Genomic DNA, 14,570 nt, shown 5'->3' on the forward strand with positions numbered 1-14,570 from the left:
CCCGGGCCGGTTCCGTCGTCGGGACCCCCGTTCTCGTCACTCCTCGCCCGAGAGCCCGGCGACCAGCGCGTCCACCGCTCGCTTGACCGCCGCGCCGGACTCGATCCGGACCGACCCGCTGTCGGTCACGGACAGGTCCGGGCCGTCGACCGCGTCGGCGACTCGCTCTGCGAGCGAGGGGTCGGCCCGGACGGACAGTTCCGCGGCGCCGGGGTAGAGCCGGACGGTCCCGACCCGTTCGTCGCGGTAGGTGACCCCGTAGCCGACGGTCCCCTCGGGAGCGGGCTCGGCGTCGGGGTCGGCGTCGACGACGGCCACGTCGCCGAGTGTGCCCCGGTCGCGGCCCGACAGCTCCGAGGAGAGCAACTGTGCGATGCGTTTGCCGTCGGTGACCCGGTCCTCGACCATCAGTCGTCCCCCAGTTCGTCGGCCGCGCGGTCGGCCAGGTCGCCGAGTTCGACGCCCTCGCGGCGGGCGTAGACGACCGCCGCGGCCTCGACGGTGACGCCGAGGTCGGCCTGTAGGCGGTTGACGGCCGCGACGGCGTCCTGTTTCTCCACTCCCGACTGCACGATGGCGTCGAGCGCGCGCTCGAAGTTCGACCGCTGGCGCAACACGTCGTCGCCGGGCTCGAACCCGTCTGGGACGGTCACCTCCCGCGGGTCGAACGTCGGGTCGAGTTCGTCGTCCTCGCGGGCGAGCAGGCCCTCGGTGGCGGCCACGTCGACGAGCCGCTTGGCCTGCTCGGGGGAGAACCACTCGCGGTCGAGCGAGAGCGCGACGACGAACTCGCTCTCCGAGAGGGTCTCCCGACCCTTCGCCCGGAACGGGACGGCGACGGCGCGGCGCAGACTCATCGTCCGTCGATGGGCGCGGCCCGGACCGTAACGTTGCCGGTCGCCGGTCGCTCCGGCCGGGCGGGACGAGGAGGGCGAGAAGGCCCGTGCCGAGCGGGAACGTGCCGCAAGGGGCGCCGGGCGACGGGTCGCCCGCGAGTCGTCCGCGCTCGGCCCGGCGGCGACCGGGAGTCGAGAGGTTCAAGTAGACGCTGGGACACTGACCGGGTATGAAGTACCAGGGACGCTCCACGCGCAAGCGGACCGGCGGTCGGCGCCGCGACTACCGCAAGAAGAAGAAACACGAGCTGGGCGACCAGCCGACGGAGACGCGCATCGGCGAGCCGCGCCTGAAGACGGTCGACGCCCGCGGCAACACCGAGAAGGTCCGCGCGGTCACCACCGACACCGCCAGCGTCGCCGCCGACGGCGATGTCGTCGCCGCCGAGATCGAAGACGTCGAGGAGAACCCCTCGAACCCCAACTACGTCCGCCGGAACATCATCACCAAGGGCGCTATCATCGAGACGAGCGAGGGCCGCGCCCGCGTCACGTCCCGCCCCGGCCAGGACGGACAGATCAACGCCGTCCTCGTCGAGTAGCTCGCGGACTTCTCCCCGCGTTCGCCGCGACCGGACCCCCTGCGCGAGCCCGGCGTTCGAGCGTCTATATATGGGTCCGATCCCCTCGGGTCGGGAGCGGAGCCGACCGTACCACTCTTAGCGAGCCTTATGGCGGATACCGTCCGAGTTGCCGATGGCGTGCGGCGCCCGCCACCGAGCACCTGCACCCCTTCGACACGCGCCTCGCACGCCGAGCGAGACTGCCACCTCGTCCCGGGGCACCCGGCCCCGCTTTCCACGTTTCCGGCAGCTCTCGGTACGGTCGGATCCAGCAGAAGCGTACGTGCGATGACGTTGCCGGGTGAGCCGGCCGAGTCTCAGGGCGAGGGCGCCGCCTTCTGGAGGGCGCTCTCGGCGATGTTGCCGCCGTAGTCGGCGGTCCGCGAGAGGGAGTCGACGACGAGCCCGAGCGACTGGGCGAGTTCGGGGTCGTCCAGGTCGCGGATCACGTCGTCCACGTCGCGGGCGCGCTCGTCGATGTCGGGCAGGTCGGCGCGGGCTTCGGTCGCGAGTTCGACCGCCTCGTCGGGGTCGTCCTCAAGCAGCGCGTCCATCGCGGTCTCGGGGACTCTGACGGCCGCGGTCTGGAGGTCGCTGAGCACCTCGGCGACAGACTCGTTGACCGGGCCGATCTCCAGGGCGATGGTCGCGATCTTGGTCGCGTGGTCGGCGATCCGCTCTAACTGACGGGCGCTCGACTGGTAGTCGAAGACGGTTTCGCGGGGGAAGCCGATCTCGGTGGCGGCGGCGGGGTTCCGGAGGACCGTCCGGAACACCCGGGAGACCATGTACCACAGCCGGTCCACGTCGTCGTCGCGCTCGATCACGTCGTGGGCGAGTTCGTCGTCGTCCTCCAGCAGGGCGGTCACGGCGTCGGAGAGCATCGTCAGCGAGACCAGCCGCATCCGCGTGATTGCGTTGTGGACCGACAGCTCCGAGGAGTCCAGCAGGTCCTGGAGGACGACCCGGTCGCCGGTCTCCTCGATGACCTCCAGGCCGACGAGCCCCTGAGTCGCCTCGCGGATGGTGCGGCGCTGGCCGGCCGTGACCCGGGCGGCCTCGAAGTTGATCACGTCGAAGCCGCTGACGTACATCGTCATCACCGCGCGCGTGAGTTGGTCCCCTTCCAGCCCGTCGATCTCGATAGACCCCTCCTCGCGCTCCTCCTCGCTCTTCGGCGACAGCAGCAGGATGTCCTCCTCGGAGTGGAACTCCACGACGCTGCCCGCGCTCACGTCGTTCTCCGTCGCCCAGTCCTTCGGCAGCGACACCGTGTACGTCGACCCGCCCGTGACCTGGACCTTGCGCGTCTCCATAGCGGACCGTCGTCGTCACTACCAAATAAATCAACCCCTTTCTATATATTTACGGCTACATACCAGTATATTGCGGCATATATCGACCCGGTTCGGGCCGCCCAGTGGCGAATGCGGATTCGGACTCTGATTTCGGCCGTTTCGTACGGAGTGCTATATATGCATCAGAGACAGATATTACCGCCGTACTCGGCGACGAGTCGCCGGCCCGCCGAGGCGGTTGTCGGTTCCAGTCGGTTCGGAAGCGACGGATCGGCCGGTGGATCGACCGCAGAACCCTCGAAAGAGACGATCCGGTCGGTAATACCGATCACACTACCGACAGTCGACCGGTACCCGCGTGAGGCCCGGACTGTAAGATGTGCCTACCGGCGGCGTCGACGACCCGAGCGGTAGGCATGAGTATGTACATCTATATAGCCATAATAGTAGAGTATTTAGTCAATCTGGGGCCACCCTACGGGTAATGCGGGACACACCTGTAACCCGCCGGGAAGTCTTGGCTGGCGCGGCGGGCGTCGCCGCGTCGCTGGGTGGCTGTATCAGTACGAGTCCAACGCCGCCGGGACAGGCCGCGGGCGGCGCCGGCGGCGGCGGGGGCTCGAACACCGAACTGCTCAAGGCGGGCGGCTCGTCGACGCTGTTCCCGATGGTCCAGCGGGCCGCGTCGTACTGGGCCTCGAACTACCCGCCGACCGACCGGGAGTACTGGGGGCCGAGCCAGTACGACATCGAGACCGACGAGCGGCTGGCCGACTACTGGGCGAGCAAGTACGGCTTCGAGGCCGACGGCGACGTGTCCCCGCCCTTCGAGGTGAACGTCGGCCTCAGCCACTCCGGAACGGGGCTGGAGAAGCTCCGCGACCAGCAGATCGACATCGGGAACGCGAGCGCACCCGCCAGCGCCGAGTTCCCCAACGAATCGGAGGAGGAGCTGTCGAGCTTCACGGAACACGTCATCGCCGTCGACGCCCAGCCCATCGTCGTGAGCACGGAGATCTACGACGCCGGCGTGTCGAAGCTCACGGCCGAGCAGGTCCGCGGGATCTACACCGGCGAGATCACCCACTGGTCGGAGATCCCGAACTACGACGGCCCCGACAGGGAGATCCAGGCCATCGGGCGCGCCGAGGGGTCGGGGACCGACACCGCCTTCCGGACGAATATGCTGGGCGGCCCCAACGCCCCGATGGGCGGCGTCGACGGCCGGAAGGGACAGAACCAGCAGGTCAAGACCACCGTCTCGAACTCCAACAACGCGGTCGCGTACATGGCGCTGGCCTTTACCGACGACTCGGTGCCCGCCGTCGAACTCGAGTTCGACGGGACGACCTACACGCCGGGCGAGAACCTCTCGGACCCCTCCTACCCGCTCGCGCGCGACCTCCACTGTTACACCTGGGAGGGCACCTCGGAGATGGAGGCCGCGTTCCTCCGGATGATCCTCAGCGACTTCGGCCAGCAGAACTTCGTCGAGGTCGAGGGGTACTCGAAGCTGACCGAGGAGCGCCAGCAGGAGGAGTTCGAGAAGCTGCCGGAGCCCGAAGCATGAGCGTCGCGACGCGACTCGGCGGCCTGGACACGGAGACCCGCGTGATCGGCGGCGTCGGGACCGCCCTCGTCACGGCCGGGGTCCTCTCGTTTCTCGTCGCGCCGGCGCTGACTGGCCCCCTCCTGCTCGCGTTCGCCGCGTTCGTCGTCGGGAGCTACCTCGTCGCCGAGGGGAGCACCGCCCGCTTTCTCCTGTTTCTGACGACCACCTCGACAGTCCTGATACTCGGATTCATCACCGTCTACCTGGTCCTCAACGCCGTCCCGGTGTTCGAGGAGATGGGGCTGTACCTGCTCGTCGGCTCGGACCCGTTCTGGTCGACCGGGACGGGCGTCTACTCGCTGGTCCCGATGATGTGGGGGACCTTCCTGACGACGGTCATCGCGACGCTCGTCGCCGCGCCGCTCGGGGTCGCCGGCGCCGTCTTCATCAGCGAGGTCGCCCCCGGGTGGGCCCGCGAGATAGTGAAACCGGCCGTCGAGATGCTGGCCGGCATCCCCTCCATCGTCTACGGCTTCATCGGTTACACCGTCCTCTCCCCGTACTTCCAGCAGGAACTCAGCGTCCCCCAGCTGGGCAACCTCTTCATCGTCGGCTTCGTCATCGGCGTGATGGCGCTGCCGACGGTCGTCTCCGTCGCCGAGGACGCCATCGCGGCCGTCCCCGGTCCCACGAAGGACGGCGCGCACGCGCTGGGCGCGACCGACTGGCAGACGACGACGAGCGTCACGCTGCCGACGGCCTTCTCGGGCATCTCCGCAGCGGTCCTGCTCGGCGTCGGCCGGGCCGTCGGCGAGACGATGGCCGCGACGGTCATCCTCGCGAACGTCGTCCAGCTCCCGGAACCCCTGCTGAACGTCTTCGGCAGCACCGTCACGCTGACCAGCCTCATCGCCAGCCAGTACGGCGCCGCCAGCGGCCTCCAGATGTCCGCGCTGTTCGCCGCCGGCGTCGTCCTGTTCGTCACGGTGATGGGCTTCTCCGTCGGCTCGCAGCTCATCGAGCGCCGGATGAGCGAGCGGCTGGGGGGCGAACAATGAGCCTCGGCACCGACGCCGGGACGGCCGACGCGCTGGTCACCGGCGACTCCTCGACCCGCGAGCTGGTCGGCGGCGCCGCCGCGGCCCTGTCGTTCGCCTCGTTCGTCCTCGGGCTGCTCGCGCTCGCGCAGTACGTGCCCGCGGACACGACCCTGGCGGGCGTGACCGTCGCGTCGCTGCTCGGCGGGGCGCTGACCGCCGTCGGCGTCGGGATCGTCGCGCTGGGCGGCGCCTCCTACACCGGCCGCTTCGCGACGGAACCGGGCCACACGGGCGGGCTCGCCTCCGCCGCGTTCCTCGGACTGCTGTGGTTCGCGGTCGGCGGGCTCGTCGGCGCCCAGACGCTCGGGCTCTCGACGCTGTGGCCCGTCGTCGGGCTGGCCGCGGGCGGCGTCGCCGGCGGCGTCGCGCTGGTCGCCCGCGAGGACCTGGGCGTCACCCTCTCGGCCGGGCTGTTCGTGTTACTCTCGGGCCTCGTCGTCCTCGCCGGCCTGGTCGAACCGGGCTGGACCTGGACGCCCGAGGGATTCTCGATCACCGTCACCGGCGTCGTCGGCGTCCCGCTGGTCGCGCTGTTCGCCGGACTCGTCGGCGCGTGGACGGCCGCTCGCGTCTACGGCGGCTTCGGCCCGCAGGGACGGCAACTGGGAGCGTACACCCTCATCGCGACGAACGCCGCCGGGATGATCGCCCTCCTCGGCTCGATCGTCGGGTTCATCGTCGTCCGCGGGTTCGGCCCGATGACCGAGGGGATCAAGTACGGCCTCTACTGGGGGCCCTGGACCTGGTTCAACCCGCCGGTCCTCGACACGTGGGTGGTCGTCGAGGGGCCGATCGTCTGGTTCTACTGGCCGTTCGTCATGGAGGGCTACAGCACGCTCGGCGCCGGCGTCGACGGCGTCCTCCCGGCCATCGTCGGGACCGTCTGGCTCGTCGCCGGCGCCGTCGTCTTCGCGGTCCCGCTGGGCGTCGGCGCCGCGGTCTTCCTGACGGAGTACGCCGAGCAGGGCCGGTTCACGGCGCTGGTCGAAATCTCGACCAACGGCCTCTGGTCGACCCCGAGCATCGTCTACGGCCTGTTCGGGCTGGCCTTCCTCGTCCCGCGGCTCGGCAACACCAACTCCATCCTGGCCGGCCAGTTCGTCCTCGGGTTCATGCTGCTGCCGCTGGTCGTCATCACCAGCCGGGAGAGCCTCAAGAGCGTCCCCGACGAGTACCGCGACGCCAGCGCGGCGCTTGGCGTCTCGAAGTGGGAGACCATCAAGAGCGTGGTCCTCCCGGCGTCGCTGCCCGGCGTGATCACCGGCGTCATCCTCGGCGTCGGCCGCATCGCCGGCGAGACGGCGCCCATCCTGCTGGTCACGACGAGCTCGCCGTTCCCCTCGGAGGTCGCCGGCGTCATCGAGGGCGGCTTCCGCTTCACCTCGGCGTTCCCCTTCGTCGCCGTCCCGGACGTGAACCTCGTCCAGTCGTCCAGCGCGCTGCCCTACCAGCTGTTCGCCGTCATCGGCGCGGGCCTCGGGGAGAACCTCGACTTCGCGTGGGGGACCGCGCTGGTGCTGTTGCTGGTCGTCATGAGCTTCTACGCGGTCGGCGTCGCCTCGCGCGTCTACTTCAGGAGGAAACTCACACAATGAGCGAAACGGACTTCACCCAGACGGAGGAACCGACACCCGAAACCGACGCGGCCGCCGAGACTGAGACCGAGACCACGGCCGGCGAGACCGACGAGCGCGTCCGCGAGGAGTGGCGCGAGTACGAGTTCGCCGGCGATGCGAAGCTCAGCGTCGAGGATCTGGACGTCCACTACGGCGACGACCACGCGCTCAAGGGCGTCTCGATGGACATCCCCAAAGAGAGCGTCACGGCGCTCATCGGCCCCTCCGGTTGCGGCAAGTCGACGTTCCTCCGGTGTCTCAACCGGATGAACGACCGGATCAGCGCCGCCCGCGTCGACGGCTCGGTCGAGCTCGACGGCGAGGAGATCTACCAGGACGGCGTCGATCTGGTCGAACTCCGCAAGCGCGTCGGCATGGTGTTCCAGGCACCGAACCCGTTCCCCAAGTCCATCCGCGACAACATCTCCTACGGGCCGCGCAAACACGGCGACCTGAACACCGGGCTGGTCGCGCGTCTGCTCGGCCGCGACGACAGCGACGAGGAGCGCGAACTCGTCGAGCAGTCGCTCCGGCAGGCCGCGTTGTGGGACGAGGTCAAGGACCGACTGGACGACAACGCGCTCGGACTCTCCGGCGGCCAGCAACAGCGGCTCTGCATCGCCCGCTGTCTCGCCGTCGGCCCCGAGGTCATCCTGATGGACGAACCCGCGTCGGCGCTGGACCCCGTCGCGACCTCGAAGATCGAGGACCTCATCGAGGACCTGGCCGAGGACTACACGGTCGTCGTCGTCACCCACAGCATGCAACAGGCCGCCCGCATCTCCGACCAGACCGCCGTGTTCCTGACCGGCGGCGAACTCGTCGAGTACGACGACACCGAGACGATCTTCGAGAACCCCGAGAGCCAGCGCGTCGAGGACTACATCACCGGCAAGTTCGGGTAGTCGGTCCGCTTTCTCCCGCCGACCGACACCGATACGGCGGTCGCGTTCCGAGCACCGCACACAGTGACGACCTACGAAGCCGTCGTCTTCGACCACGACGGCGTGCTCGTCGAACTCACCGAGATGGACCTGCTGCGCCGCGCCGCCCGCGCGGCGTTCGCCGAGCACGGCGTCGACGACCCGCCCGAGGCGCTCGTCGAACACGCGGCCAGCGGCGACCTCGACGACCTCGCCCGGGTCGAGGACGCCCTGGGCCTCCCGCTGGCCGACTACTGGGCCAGCCGCGAGGACCACGCCGTCGACCACCAGTGCGACGCCGTCGAGGCCGGCGCCAAGCCGCTGTACGACGACGTGACCGCGCTGGCGGACCTCCCCCACCGGAAGGCCGTCGTCAGCAACAACCAGCACGAGACGGTCCGGTTCGTCGTCGAGCATCACGGTCTGTCCGACCACTTCGAACACGTCGTCGGCCGCGACCCCACCGTCGAGGGCGCCCGCCGCCGGAAACCCGAGACGCACTACCTCGACGCCGCGCTGGACGAGCTGGGCACCCGCGACGCCCTCTACGTCGGCGACTCCCCGAAGGACGTGGCAGTCGCCCACCGCGCGGGCGTCGACAGCGCGTTCCTCCGGCGGAGCCACCGGACCGACACCGTCCTCGACCGCGAGCCGACCTACGAGGTCGAGACGCTGACCGCGCTGGCCGACCGGCTGGCCGACTGACCCCGCCGGTCGCCCGGGCCGCCGATCGACGGATCGCCCGTCCTTCCGCTTCGTCTCAGGCCCGGCAATTCGCGCGGATGACACAACTTACATTGCCCGGCCGGTGGTCGTCGTAGGTATGCCACGCGAAGGATATCAGGAGAAGCTCGACGCGCTACAGGAGGACGTGCTCTACATGAGCGAGGTCGTCCTCGAACGCCTGCGGATGGGCCTGGACGCCCTGGAGACCAAAGACGAGGACCTGGCCTGGGAGGTCATCGAGGGCGACGACGAGGTCAACCAGCTCTACCTCGACCTCGAACAGGACTGCATCGACCTGCTGGCGCTCCAGCAGCCCGTCGCCTCCGACCTGCGCTTCATCGCCGCTTCGTTCAAGATCATCACCGACCTCGAACGCATCGCCGACCTCGCGACGAACCTCGGCGACTACACCCTCGAAGCCGAACGGGACCTGTACCCCGACGTGGACATCCAGGAGATCGGGACGCTCGTCATCGAGATGGTCGAGGCCGCCATGGACGCCTACGAGGCCGAGGACCCCGACGCCTGCGTCGCCATCGCCGAGCAGGACGACGCCATCGACGAGCGCTGCGAGGCCGCCTCCAGCACCATCGTCCGCGACCTCATCGAGCGCGAGGTCGACGACGAAACCGACGAGGCGGAGATCGAACAGCTCATGGCCGACGTGTCCCGGCTCCTGCTCACCGTCCGTGACCTCGAACGGGTCGGTGACCACGCCGTCAACATCGCCGCCCGCACCCTCTACATGGTCGAGAACGACGACCAGCTTATCTACTAGGACCCACCTAGTTTCCATCTTTTTCCGCCGGGGGTATCCTCAGTCACTACGCTCCTTGCGGGTACCCCCGACGCAAAAACATGGGTGAAAAAGGCCGCCTCCGCGGGGCTCCGCCCCGCTCCGGCGGTGAACCGGCGCCTTCGGCGCCGGATGCTCAGTACAGGCGGTAGCTGTTGCGGTGCGGTCGGCGTGCGCTGTCGAGCGTGTCCGCCGCTTGGCGGGCCGCTCGAAACAGCCGCGCGAGGGATGAGCATCGCAGCTTGCGAGAAGCGCAATCGGCTGGGGAGGTGTGTGGCTGTCTGCGGTGCGGTTGCGGTCCCTGGTGGACTGAAAGGGCGAGGCGGGCTCGCGTGCAGTTTAGTCGTCTGAGCGGGCACTATCCGCGCGGGCGGTGCCGAGAGCGCGGATATCCCGCTCAGCGACCGCGAGCGCGTCGAGGGCTTTCAGCACTCGCCGTCGAGTGCGGTCGCGGTCGTCAACGGTTCTTCCACACCAGAACACCTCGAAACACTCGCTCAACACGCACAAAGAATTTACCAGTACAGTCTGGTGGGTGGAACATGCGCCGCCGAACGGTTCTCGTGACGCTGGGGGCACTTGCGAGCGGCTGCACGGCTGCACCCGGACGTGACTCCGCGACGCCGAACGCTCCGGACACTCGTCGACCGACTCCGTTCCCTGGCACCGCGTCCCCGGCCGACTGTTCCGGCGACTGGTCTCCCGGTATCGAGGCCGAGGAACCGACGCTCGAGCCCGGAGAGGAGTCGAGCGTCGCGATATTCGTCGCGAGCGTCACCGGGCTCAGTTTCGGTGGTACCGGCTCACACGTAGCGATCCCGATGATGGAATTCGGCGACGCGTCGCTCTCACCGGAACCCGCGTACGGATCGGACGCCTCTCCGCCCGGATACGGCTGGGACGAGTGTACGAACATCGAGATAACGATCCCAGTCTCGATCCCGACGACGCCGACGCCGGCGAGTACACCTACAGCGTGCGTGCGACTCCGCACGACGACGACCCCGAAGCGGTCGAACGGGAATTCACGTTCACCGTCGCTGCCGACTGAGTGGTCCGTTCGACCGACCGATTACCGCGATTCCCCACCGACGAGCCCTCCGTTCGTAATTTTGAACTGTGCCTTCTCGCCGGCGGCCTTCGCCCGGTGTTTCTCCAGGGTGGCACGCCGGTTGCCGCCCCGGAAGCGGTCGACGCGGAGGATGGTCGCCGACCAGTGATTCAGCGTGTGTCCGCCGAGTGCGCTGGCCTGCTCGGAGTCGGGGTCGGTGTACACCTGGTTGGTGAACGCGACGGCGATGTCGTGTTTCCGGGCCAGCGAGAGCAGGTGCGCGAGCTGTCGCCCGACGGCGCGCAGCGCCTCGCCCTCCTCCTGTTCGGTGCGCTGGAGGCGGTAGAAGCCGGTCGCGCTGTCGACGGCGATGAAGTCCACCACGTCGACGAACTCCTCGGCGTCGCGGACGGCCTCCTCCTGCTCCTCGAAGGTGTACGCCTCGCTGATGATGAGCCGGGAGGCCACGTCGTCGGCGTCGCGGCCGCCGGCGCCCGCGAGTTGCTCCATGCGGTCGACCGACAGGCCCTCGGTGTCGACGAGGAGCGCCGAGTCGCCGGCCGCCGCCAGTTCGACGGCCGCCGAGAGGACGATGTTCGTCTTGCCAGCAGCCGGCGGACCGTAGACCTGCGTGACCGCGCCGCGCTCGAACCCGCCGCCCAGCAGGTCGTCGATGGCCTCGCAGCCGGTCGGGATGCGCTCGCTCACGTGAGCGGGTTCGGCGTCACCCGACAAAAACGCTCGCAAACGGCAGTCGCGGTCGAGACGTCGAACACTTAGGTGGGAGGGCCGCGAAGTGCGACCGTGATCGTCGTCGCGACGGCGGACTTCGAGGTCTACCACGGCGTCGTCAACGAGCTACGCGACCGCGGCGTGACGTTCACGACCATCGAACTCGACGACGCCCTCCCCGAGGAGACGACTGTCGTCGTCAGCGCCGCGGGGGAGGAGCCGCCGAACCCCGACGACGTGCCGGTCGTCCGTGCGGACCCCGACGACCCCCGCGGCGCCGTCGACGAGGTAGTCGCCATCCTCCGGGGCGGCAGCGGCCGCACCGTCGTCGGCGTCGACCCCGGGGAGCGACCGGGCGTCGCCGTCCTCTCGGGCGAGATGGTCGTCGCCACGTTCCACGTTCCGCTGGCCGACGCCGCCGCGGTCGTCCGCGAGGAGGTCGACGACGCCGTCGACCCGCTGGTCCGCGTGGGCGACGGCGCCCGCCTCCAGGGCGCGAAGGTCATCGACGACCTGGAGGACGTGCCGGTCGAACTCGTCGACGAGACGGGGACGACTCCCTACCTGGGCACCGGCGCCCGCGGCATGGGCGACGTGCTCGCCGCCGTCAACATCGCGCGGCTGTCGGGCGAGCGCGTCGACTCGCGCACCATCGAGCCGACGGCCGGGGAACTCCAGCGGGTCAAGGAGCGTTCCCGCGAGGCGGGCGAGGCCAACCGGGCCATCGACGAAACCCTCGCGCGCCGCGTCGCCCTCGGCGAACTGACGATGGACGAGGCGCTGGCCGAACACCGCGACGACGGGGAGTGACCGACCCCGCCGGCGCCCCGACCGCCTACTCGGTCCCGCCCGACTCGACTTGCGAGCGGAGTCCCTCGCCGACAGCCGACGGTTCGAAGTCGACCAGCGAGTCGAACCGCTCCGAGGTCAGGGAGGTGTCGGGGGCCACGTCCATCTCCGCGGGGATCGAATCGCGCTCGATGGGGTCGGGGTCGTACCCCAGGGCTCGCATCGCCTCGCAGTGGAAGTCGTAGACGCTGATCCGCGGCGTCGGGACGTGGACGACGCCGGTCGCGTCGCCGTCGACCAGCGCGGTGACCGCGTCGGCGGCCTCGGTCACGAGCACCGGGCTCTTGTACATGTCCGCGAAGTACGCGACCGACTCGCCGCGGTCGAGGTGGTCGCGGGTCCGCGCCAGCCGGCGGTCGAGCCGACCCGTCGAGAAGCCGAACAGGTAGCTCGTCCGCAACACCGCCGCGTCGTCGCAGTGGTCGTCGACGGCGTCCTCGAACTCGATAAGCCGCCGGCCGTAGTCGTCCCGGGGAGCGCGCGGGTCCGACTCCGTGTACCGCGAGCCGGTCCCGTCGAACACCGACGCGCTGGAGACGTAGACGACCCGCGCGTCGGCGACCCCCTCAGCGAACCGCTCGGCGCGCTCGGCGAAGGTCGCGTCGACCCCCGACTCGCCGGTGTCCGCGTCGCCGCCGTACTCGACGGCTGCGGCGAAGACCACCGTGTCCGCGTCGTGCTCGTCGACCAGTTCGCCCGCGTCGTCCGTCCAGAAGTCGAACGCCACCTCGGCGGTCGGCCCCGGCTCCGAGCAGTAGGTCCCGAGGACGCGGCGGTCCTCCCTGTCGTCCGATCCGTCCCGGTCGACCAGTTCGTCCCGGTCGGCCGGGTCCGTCCGGCCGTCGCGCGGATGGCGGAGCCGCCGGACGACCGACCGGCCGAGGTAGCCGCTCGCGCCGACGACGAGGACGGTCTCGGTCATTCTCTCGCGGCCGCCTCCGCGCGGCGGGCGACCTCCCGAACCGCGAGTCCGGTCTCGCGGGCGACCGCCGCGGCGTCGTCGTACTCGGCGCTCACGTCGAATGTCTCCCCTTCGCTGTCCGTGCCGATCTTGACCGCCACCTCGTGGGTCGCCCCGTCGACTTCGAGTTCGACCGTGCGGACCTCGCGGTCGGCGATCCAGCGGTGACCGGCGCCGTGCTCGCGGACGCCCAGGGTGCCCGTCTCCTCGGCCAGTTGCCGCGCGACCCGCTGGGCGTCCTCCGGTTTGGTGACCACCTTCACGAGGTGGCCCGGGCGGGACTTCTTCATCGTCGCCGGCAGGACCGACACGTCCCGCGCGCCCGCCTCGGCCAGCGTCTCCTGGAGGCCGCCGAGGACTTCGGGCGTCGCGTCGTCGAGGTTCGTCTCCAGCACGGTGATCGCGTCCCGCGAGAGGCCGCCCCGGGACTCGCCGACGATGGCCCGGAGCACGTTGGGGTACTCGTCGAGGTCGTAGCCGCCCGCGCCGTACCCGGAGGCCGACACGTCCAGGTCGGGGAGCGCCTCGACACCGTCCGCGTAGTGGGCCAGCAGCGCCGCGCCCGTGGGGGTCAACAGCTCCCGCTCGACGGGGCCGCCTTTGAGCGACCAGTCGGCGCGCTCGGCGAGTTCGACGACCGCCGGCGCCGGGACCGGGTAGGTGCCGTGGCTCATCTCCACCTCGCCGCCGCCCGCCGAGACCGGCGTCGTCACGGCGCGTTCGACACCGAGGTCGTCCAGCAGCAGGGCGACGCCGACCACGTCGGCGATGGCGTCGTCTGCGCCCACCTCGTGGAAGTGCGTCTCGTCGACCTCGGTGCCGTGGACGCTCGCTTCGGCTTCCCCGAGCAACTCGAACACGTCGAGCGCGTCCCGTTCGACGCCCGACGGGAGGTCCATCGACTCGACGAGGTCGACGACCTCCGCGTAGGTCCGGTTCGACCCCGCGCCCTCCGCGTGTGTGTGTTCGTGGCTGTGACCGTGGTCGCCGTGGTCCTGATCGGCGTACCCCTGGTCGTCGTGGCTGTGGCCGTGTCCGTCGTGGTCGTGTCCGTTACTGCGTGTGTCGTCGTCACGGTCGCTCTCGTCGTGGTCGCCACCGTCGCTGTCTTCCGTGTGCCGCACATCGACGGCGGTGGCGGCGATGCCGTTTTTCGTGGCCGACCGGGCCTCGTAGCGGACCGGCAGGGCCTCCTCGACGGGGTCCAGCACCGCCGGGTCGGCGCCGGCCGCCACGAGCGCGCCCAGGAGCATATCGCCGCTGGCACCCATCCGACCGTCGAACGCGAGCGTTCGCATATACACCAACACCCGCGCGGGGGCGGCAAAAACGGTCCGGTGACTCGCGGGTCGAGACACGGCGAGCGGAGTGCGACGCGGGGCCCCGAGGCGCCCCGCGAGGTGCGTCGGGGGGAGCGGCCGTGGCCGGATCACCGGAACGGGGGAACTGGGTGACGTGACGGGGAAATACGTTGTCGATCGACCGAGGGGACCGCCGGAGGCAAAAA

15 protein-coding genes are annotated in these 14,570 nt (G+C 69.8%); 9 read left to right on the forward strand and 6 right to left on the reverse strand.

Annotated elements, in window-relative coordinates:
• Positions 1-36: 36 nt before the first annotated feature.
• Positions 37-408, reverse strand: a complete 372-nt coding sequence (locus ACMGFI_RS19455) for a DUF7993 family protein (RefSeq protein WP_436911836.1) — start codon at positions 406-408, stop codon at positions 37-39.
• The gene (locus ACMGFI_RS19460) at positions 408-857 is read right to left on the reverse strand and encodes a DUF2240 family protein (RefSeq protein ID WP_436911837.1); all 450 of its coding nucleotides are present in this window, start codon (positions 855-857) and stop codon (positions 408-410) included. Before ACMGFI_RS19460 ends, ACMGFI_RS19455 begins: the two co-directional genes overlap by 1 nt.
• A gap of 209 nt (positions 858-1,066) precedes the next feature.
• Here ACMGFI_RS19460 and ACMGFI_RS19465 point away from each other — a divergent pair, with 209 nt between their 5' ends.
• Positions 1,067-1,438, forward strand: a complete 372-nt coding sequence (locus ACMGFI_RS19465) for a 30S ribosomal protein S8e (protein ID WP_436911839.1) — start codon at positions 1,067-1,069, stop codon at positions 1,436-1,438.
• 338 nt (positions 1,439-1,776) lie between these two features.
• Here ACMGFI_RS19465 and ACMGFI_RS19470 read toward each other — a convergent pair whose 3' ends face one another.
• Complete coding sequence (locus ACMGFI_RS19470) at positions 1,777-2,775, reverse strand: PhoU domain-containing protein (protein ID WP_436911841.1); 999 nt, start codon at positions 2,773-2,775, stop codon at positions 1,777-1,779.
• A 466-nt stretch (positions 2,776-3,241) separates the two neighbouring features.
• Between ACMGFI_RS19470 and ACMGFI_RS19475 the strand changes: the two genes are divergently transcribed.
• The 7 genes from ACMGFI_RS19475 (at position 3,242) to ACMGFI_RS19505 (ending at position 10,521) form a co-directional block, all read left to right on the forward strand.
• Positions 3,242-4,327 carry a PstS family phosphate ABC transporter substrate-binding protein gene (locus ACMGFI_RS19475; RefSeq protein ID WP_436911842.1) on the forward strand — a complete coding sequence of 362 codons (1,086 nt, stop codon included), beginning with the start codon at positions 3,242-3,244 and terminating at the stop codon, positions 4,325-4,327.
• On the forward strand, positions 4,324-5,367 hold the full coding sequence (gene pstC / locus ACMGFI_RS19480) for a phosphate ABC transporter permease subunit PstC (RefSeq protein ID WP_436911844.1): 1,044 nt from the start codon (positions 4,324-4,326) through the stop codon (positions 5,365-5,367). The genes ACMGFI_RS19475 and pstC overlap by 4 nt, the downstream gene beginning before the upstream one ends.
• Positions 5,364-7,004 (forward strand): phosphate ABC transporter permease PstA, encoded by a 1,641-nt coding sequence (gene pstA, locus ACMGFI_RS19485; protein ID WP_436911846.1) that lies wholly within the window; start codon positions 5,364-5,366, stop codon positions 7,002-7,004. Before pstC ends, pstA begins: the two co-directional genes overlap by 4 nt.
• On the forward strand, positions 7,001-7,930 hold the full coding sequence (pstB, locus tag ACMGFI_RS19490) for a phosphate ABC transporter ATP-binding protein PstB (RefSeq protein WP_436911848.1): 930 nt from the start codon (positions 7,001-7,003) through the stop codon (positions 7,928-7,930). Before pstA ends, pstB begins: the two co-directional genes overlap by 4 nt.
• Before the next feature lie 63 nt (positions 7,931-7,993).
• Positions 7,994-8,653, forward strand: a complete 660-nt coding sequence (locus tag ACMGFI_RS19495; protein ID WP_436911853.1) for an HAD family hydrolase — start codon at positions 7,994-7,996, stop codon at positions 8,651-8,653.
• Between the two features lie 118 nt (positions 8,654-8,771).
• Positions 8,772-9,452 (forward strand): phosphate signaling complex protein PhoU, encoded by a 681-nt coding sequence (gene phoU, locus ACMGFI_RS19500; RefSeq protein WP_436911854.1) that lies wholly within the window; start codon positions 8,772-8,774, stop codon positions 9,450-9,452.
• Positions 9,453-10,374: 922 nt separating this feature from the next.
• Positions 10,375-10,521 carry a hypothetical protein gene (locus tag ACMGFI_RS19505; protein ID WP_436911857.1) on the forward strand — a complete coding sequence of 49 codons (147 nt, stop codon included), beginning with the start codon at positions 10,375-10,377 and terminating at the stop codon, positions 10,519-10,521.
• 21 nt (positions 10,522-10,542) lie between these two features.
• Here the strand turns inward: ACMGFI_RS19505 and radB are convergent, their stop codons facing one another.
• Entirely contained in the window at positions 10,543-11,229 is a 687-nt protein-coding gene (gene radB / locus ACMGFI_RS19510) for a DNA repair and recombination protein RadB (protein WP_436911859.1), read from the reverse strand.
• A gap of 96 nt (positions 11,230-11,325) precedes the next feature.
• Here radB and ACMGFI_RS19515 point away from each other — a divergent pair, with 96 nt between their 5' ends.
• Positions 11,326-12,063 (forward strand): hypothetical protein, encoded by a 738-nt coding sequence (locus ACMGFI_RS19515; protein ID WP_436911861.1) that lies wholly within the window; start codon positions 11,326-11,328, stop codon positions 12,061-12,063.
• Between the two features lie 25 nt (positions 12,064-12,088).
• Here ACMGFI_RS19515 and ACMGFI_RS19520 read toward each other — a convergent pair whose 3' ends face one another.
• Positions 12,089-13,024, reverse strand: a complete 936-nt coding sequence (locus ACMGFI_RS19520) for a sugar nucleotide-binding protein (protein ID WP_436911863.1) — start codon at positions 13,022-13,024, stop codon at positions 12,089-12,091.
• Positions 13,021-14,361: a nickel pincer cofactor biosynthesis protein LarC gene (gene larC, locus ACMGFI_RS19525; protein WP_436911865.1), complete on the reverse strand. Its 1,341-nt coding sequence runs from the start codon at positions 14,359-14,361 to the stop codon at positions 13,021-13,023. The genes ACMGFI_RS19520 and larC overlap by 4 nt, the downstream gene beginning before the upstream one ends.
• Positions 14,362-14,570 lie beyond the last annotated feature (209 nt).

The organism is Halosimplex marinum (genome assembly GCF_051414075.1).
Taxonomy (GTDB): domain Archaea; phylum Halobacteriota; class Halobacteria; order Halobacteriales; family Haloarculaceae; genus Halosimplex; species Halosimplex marinum.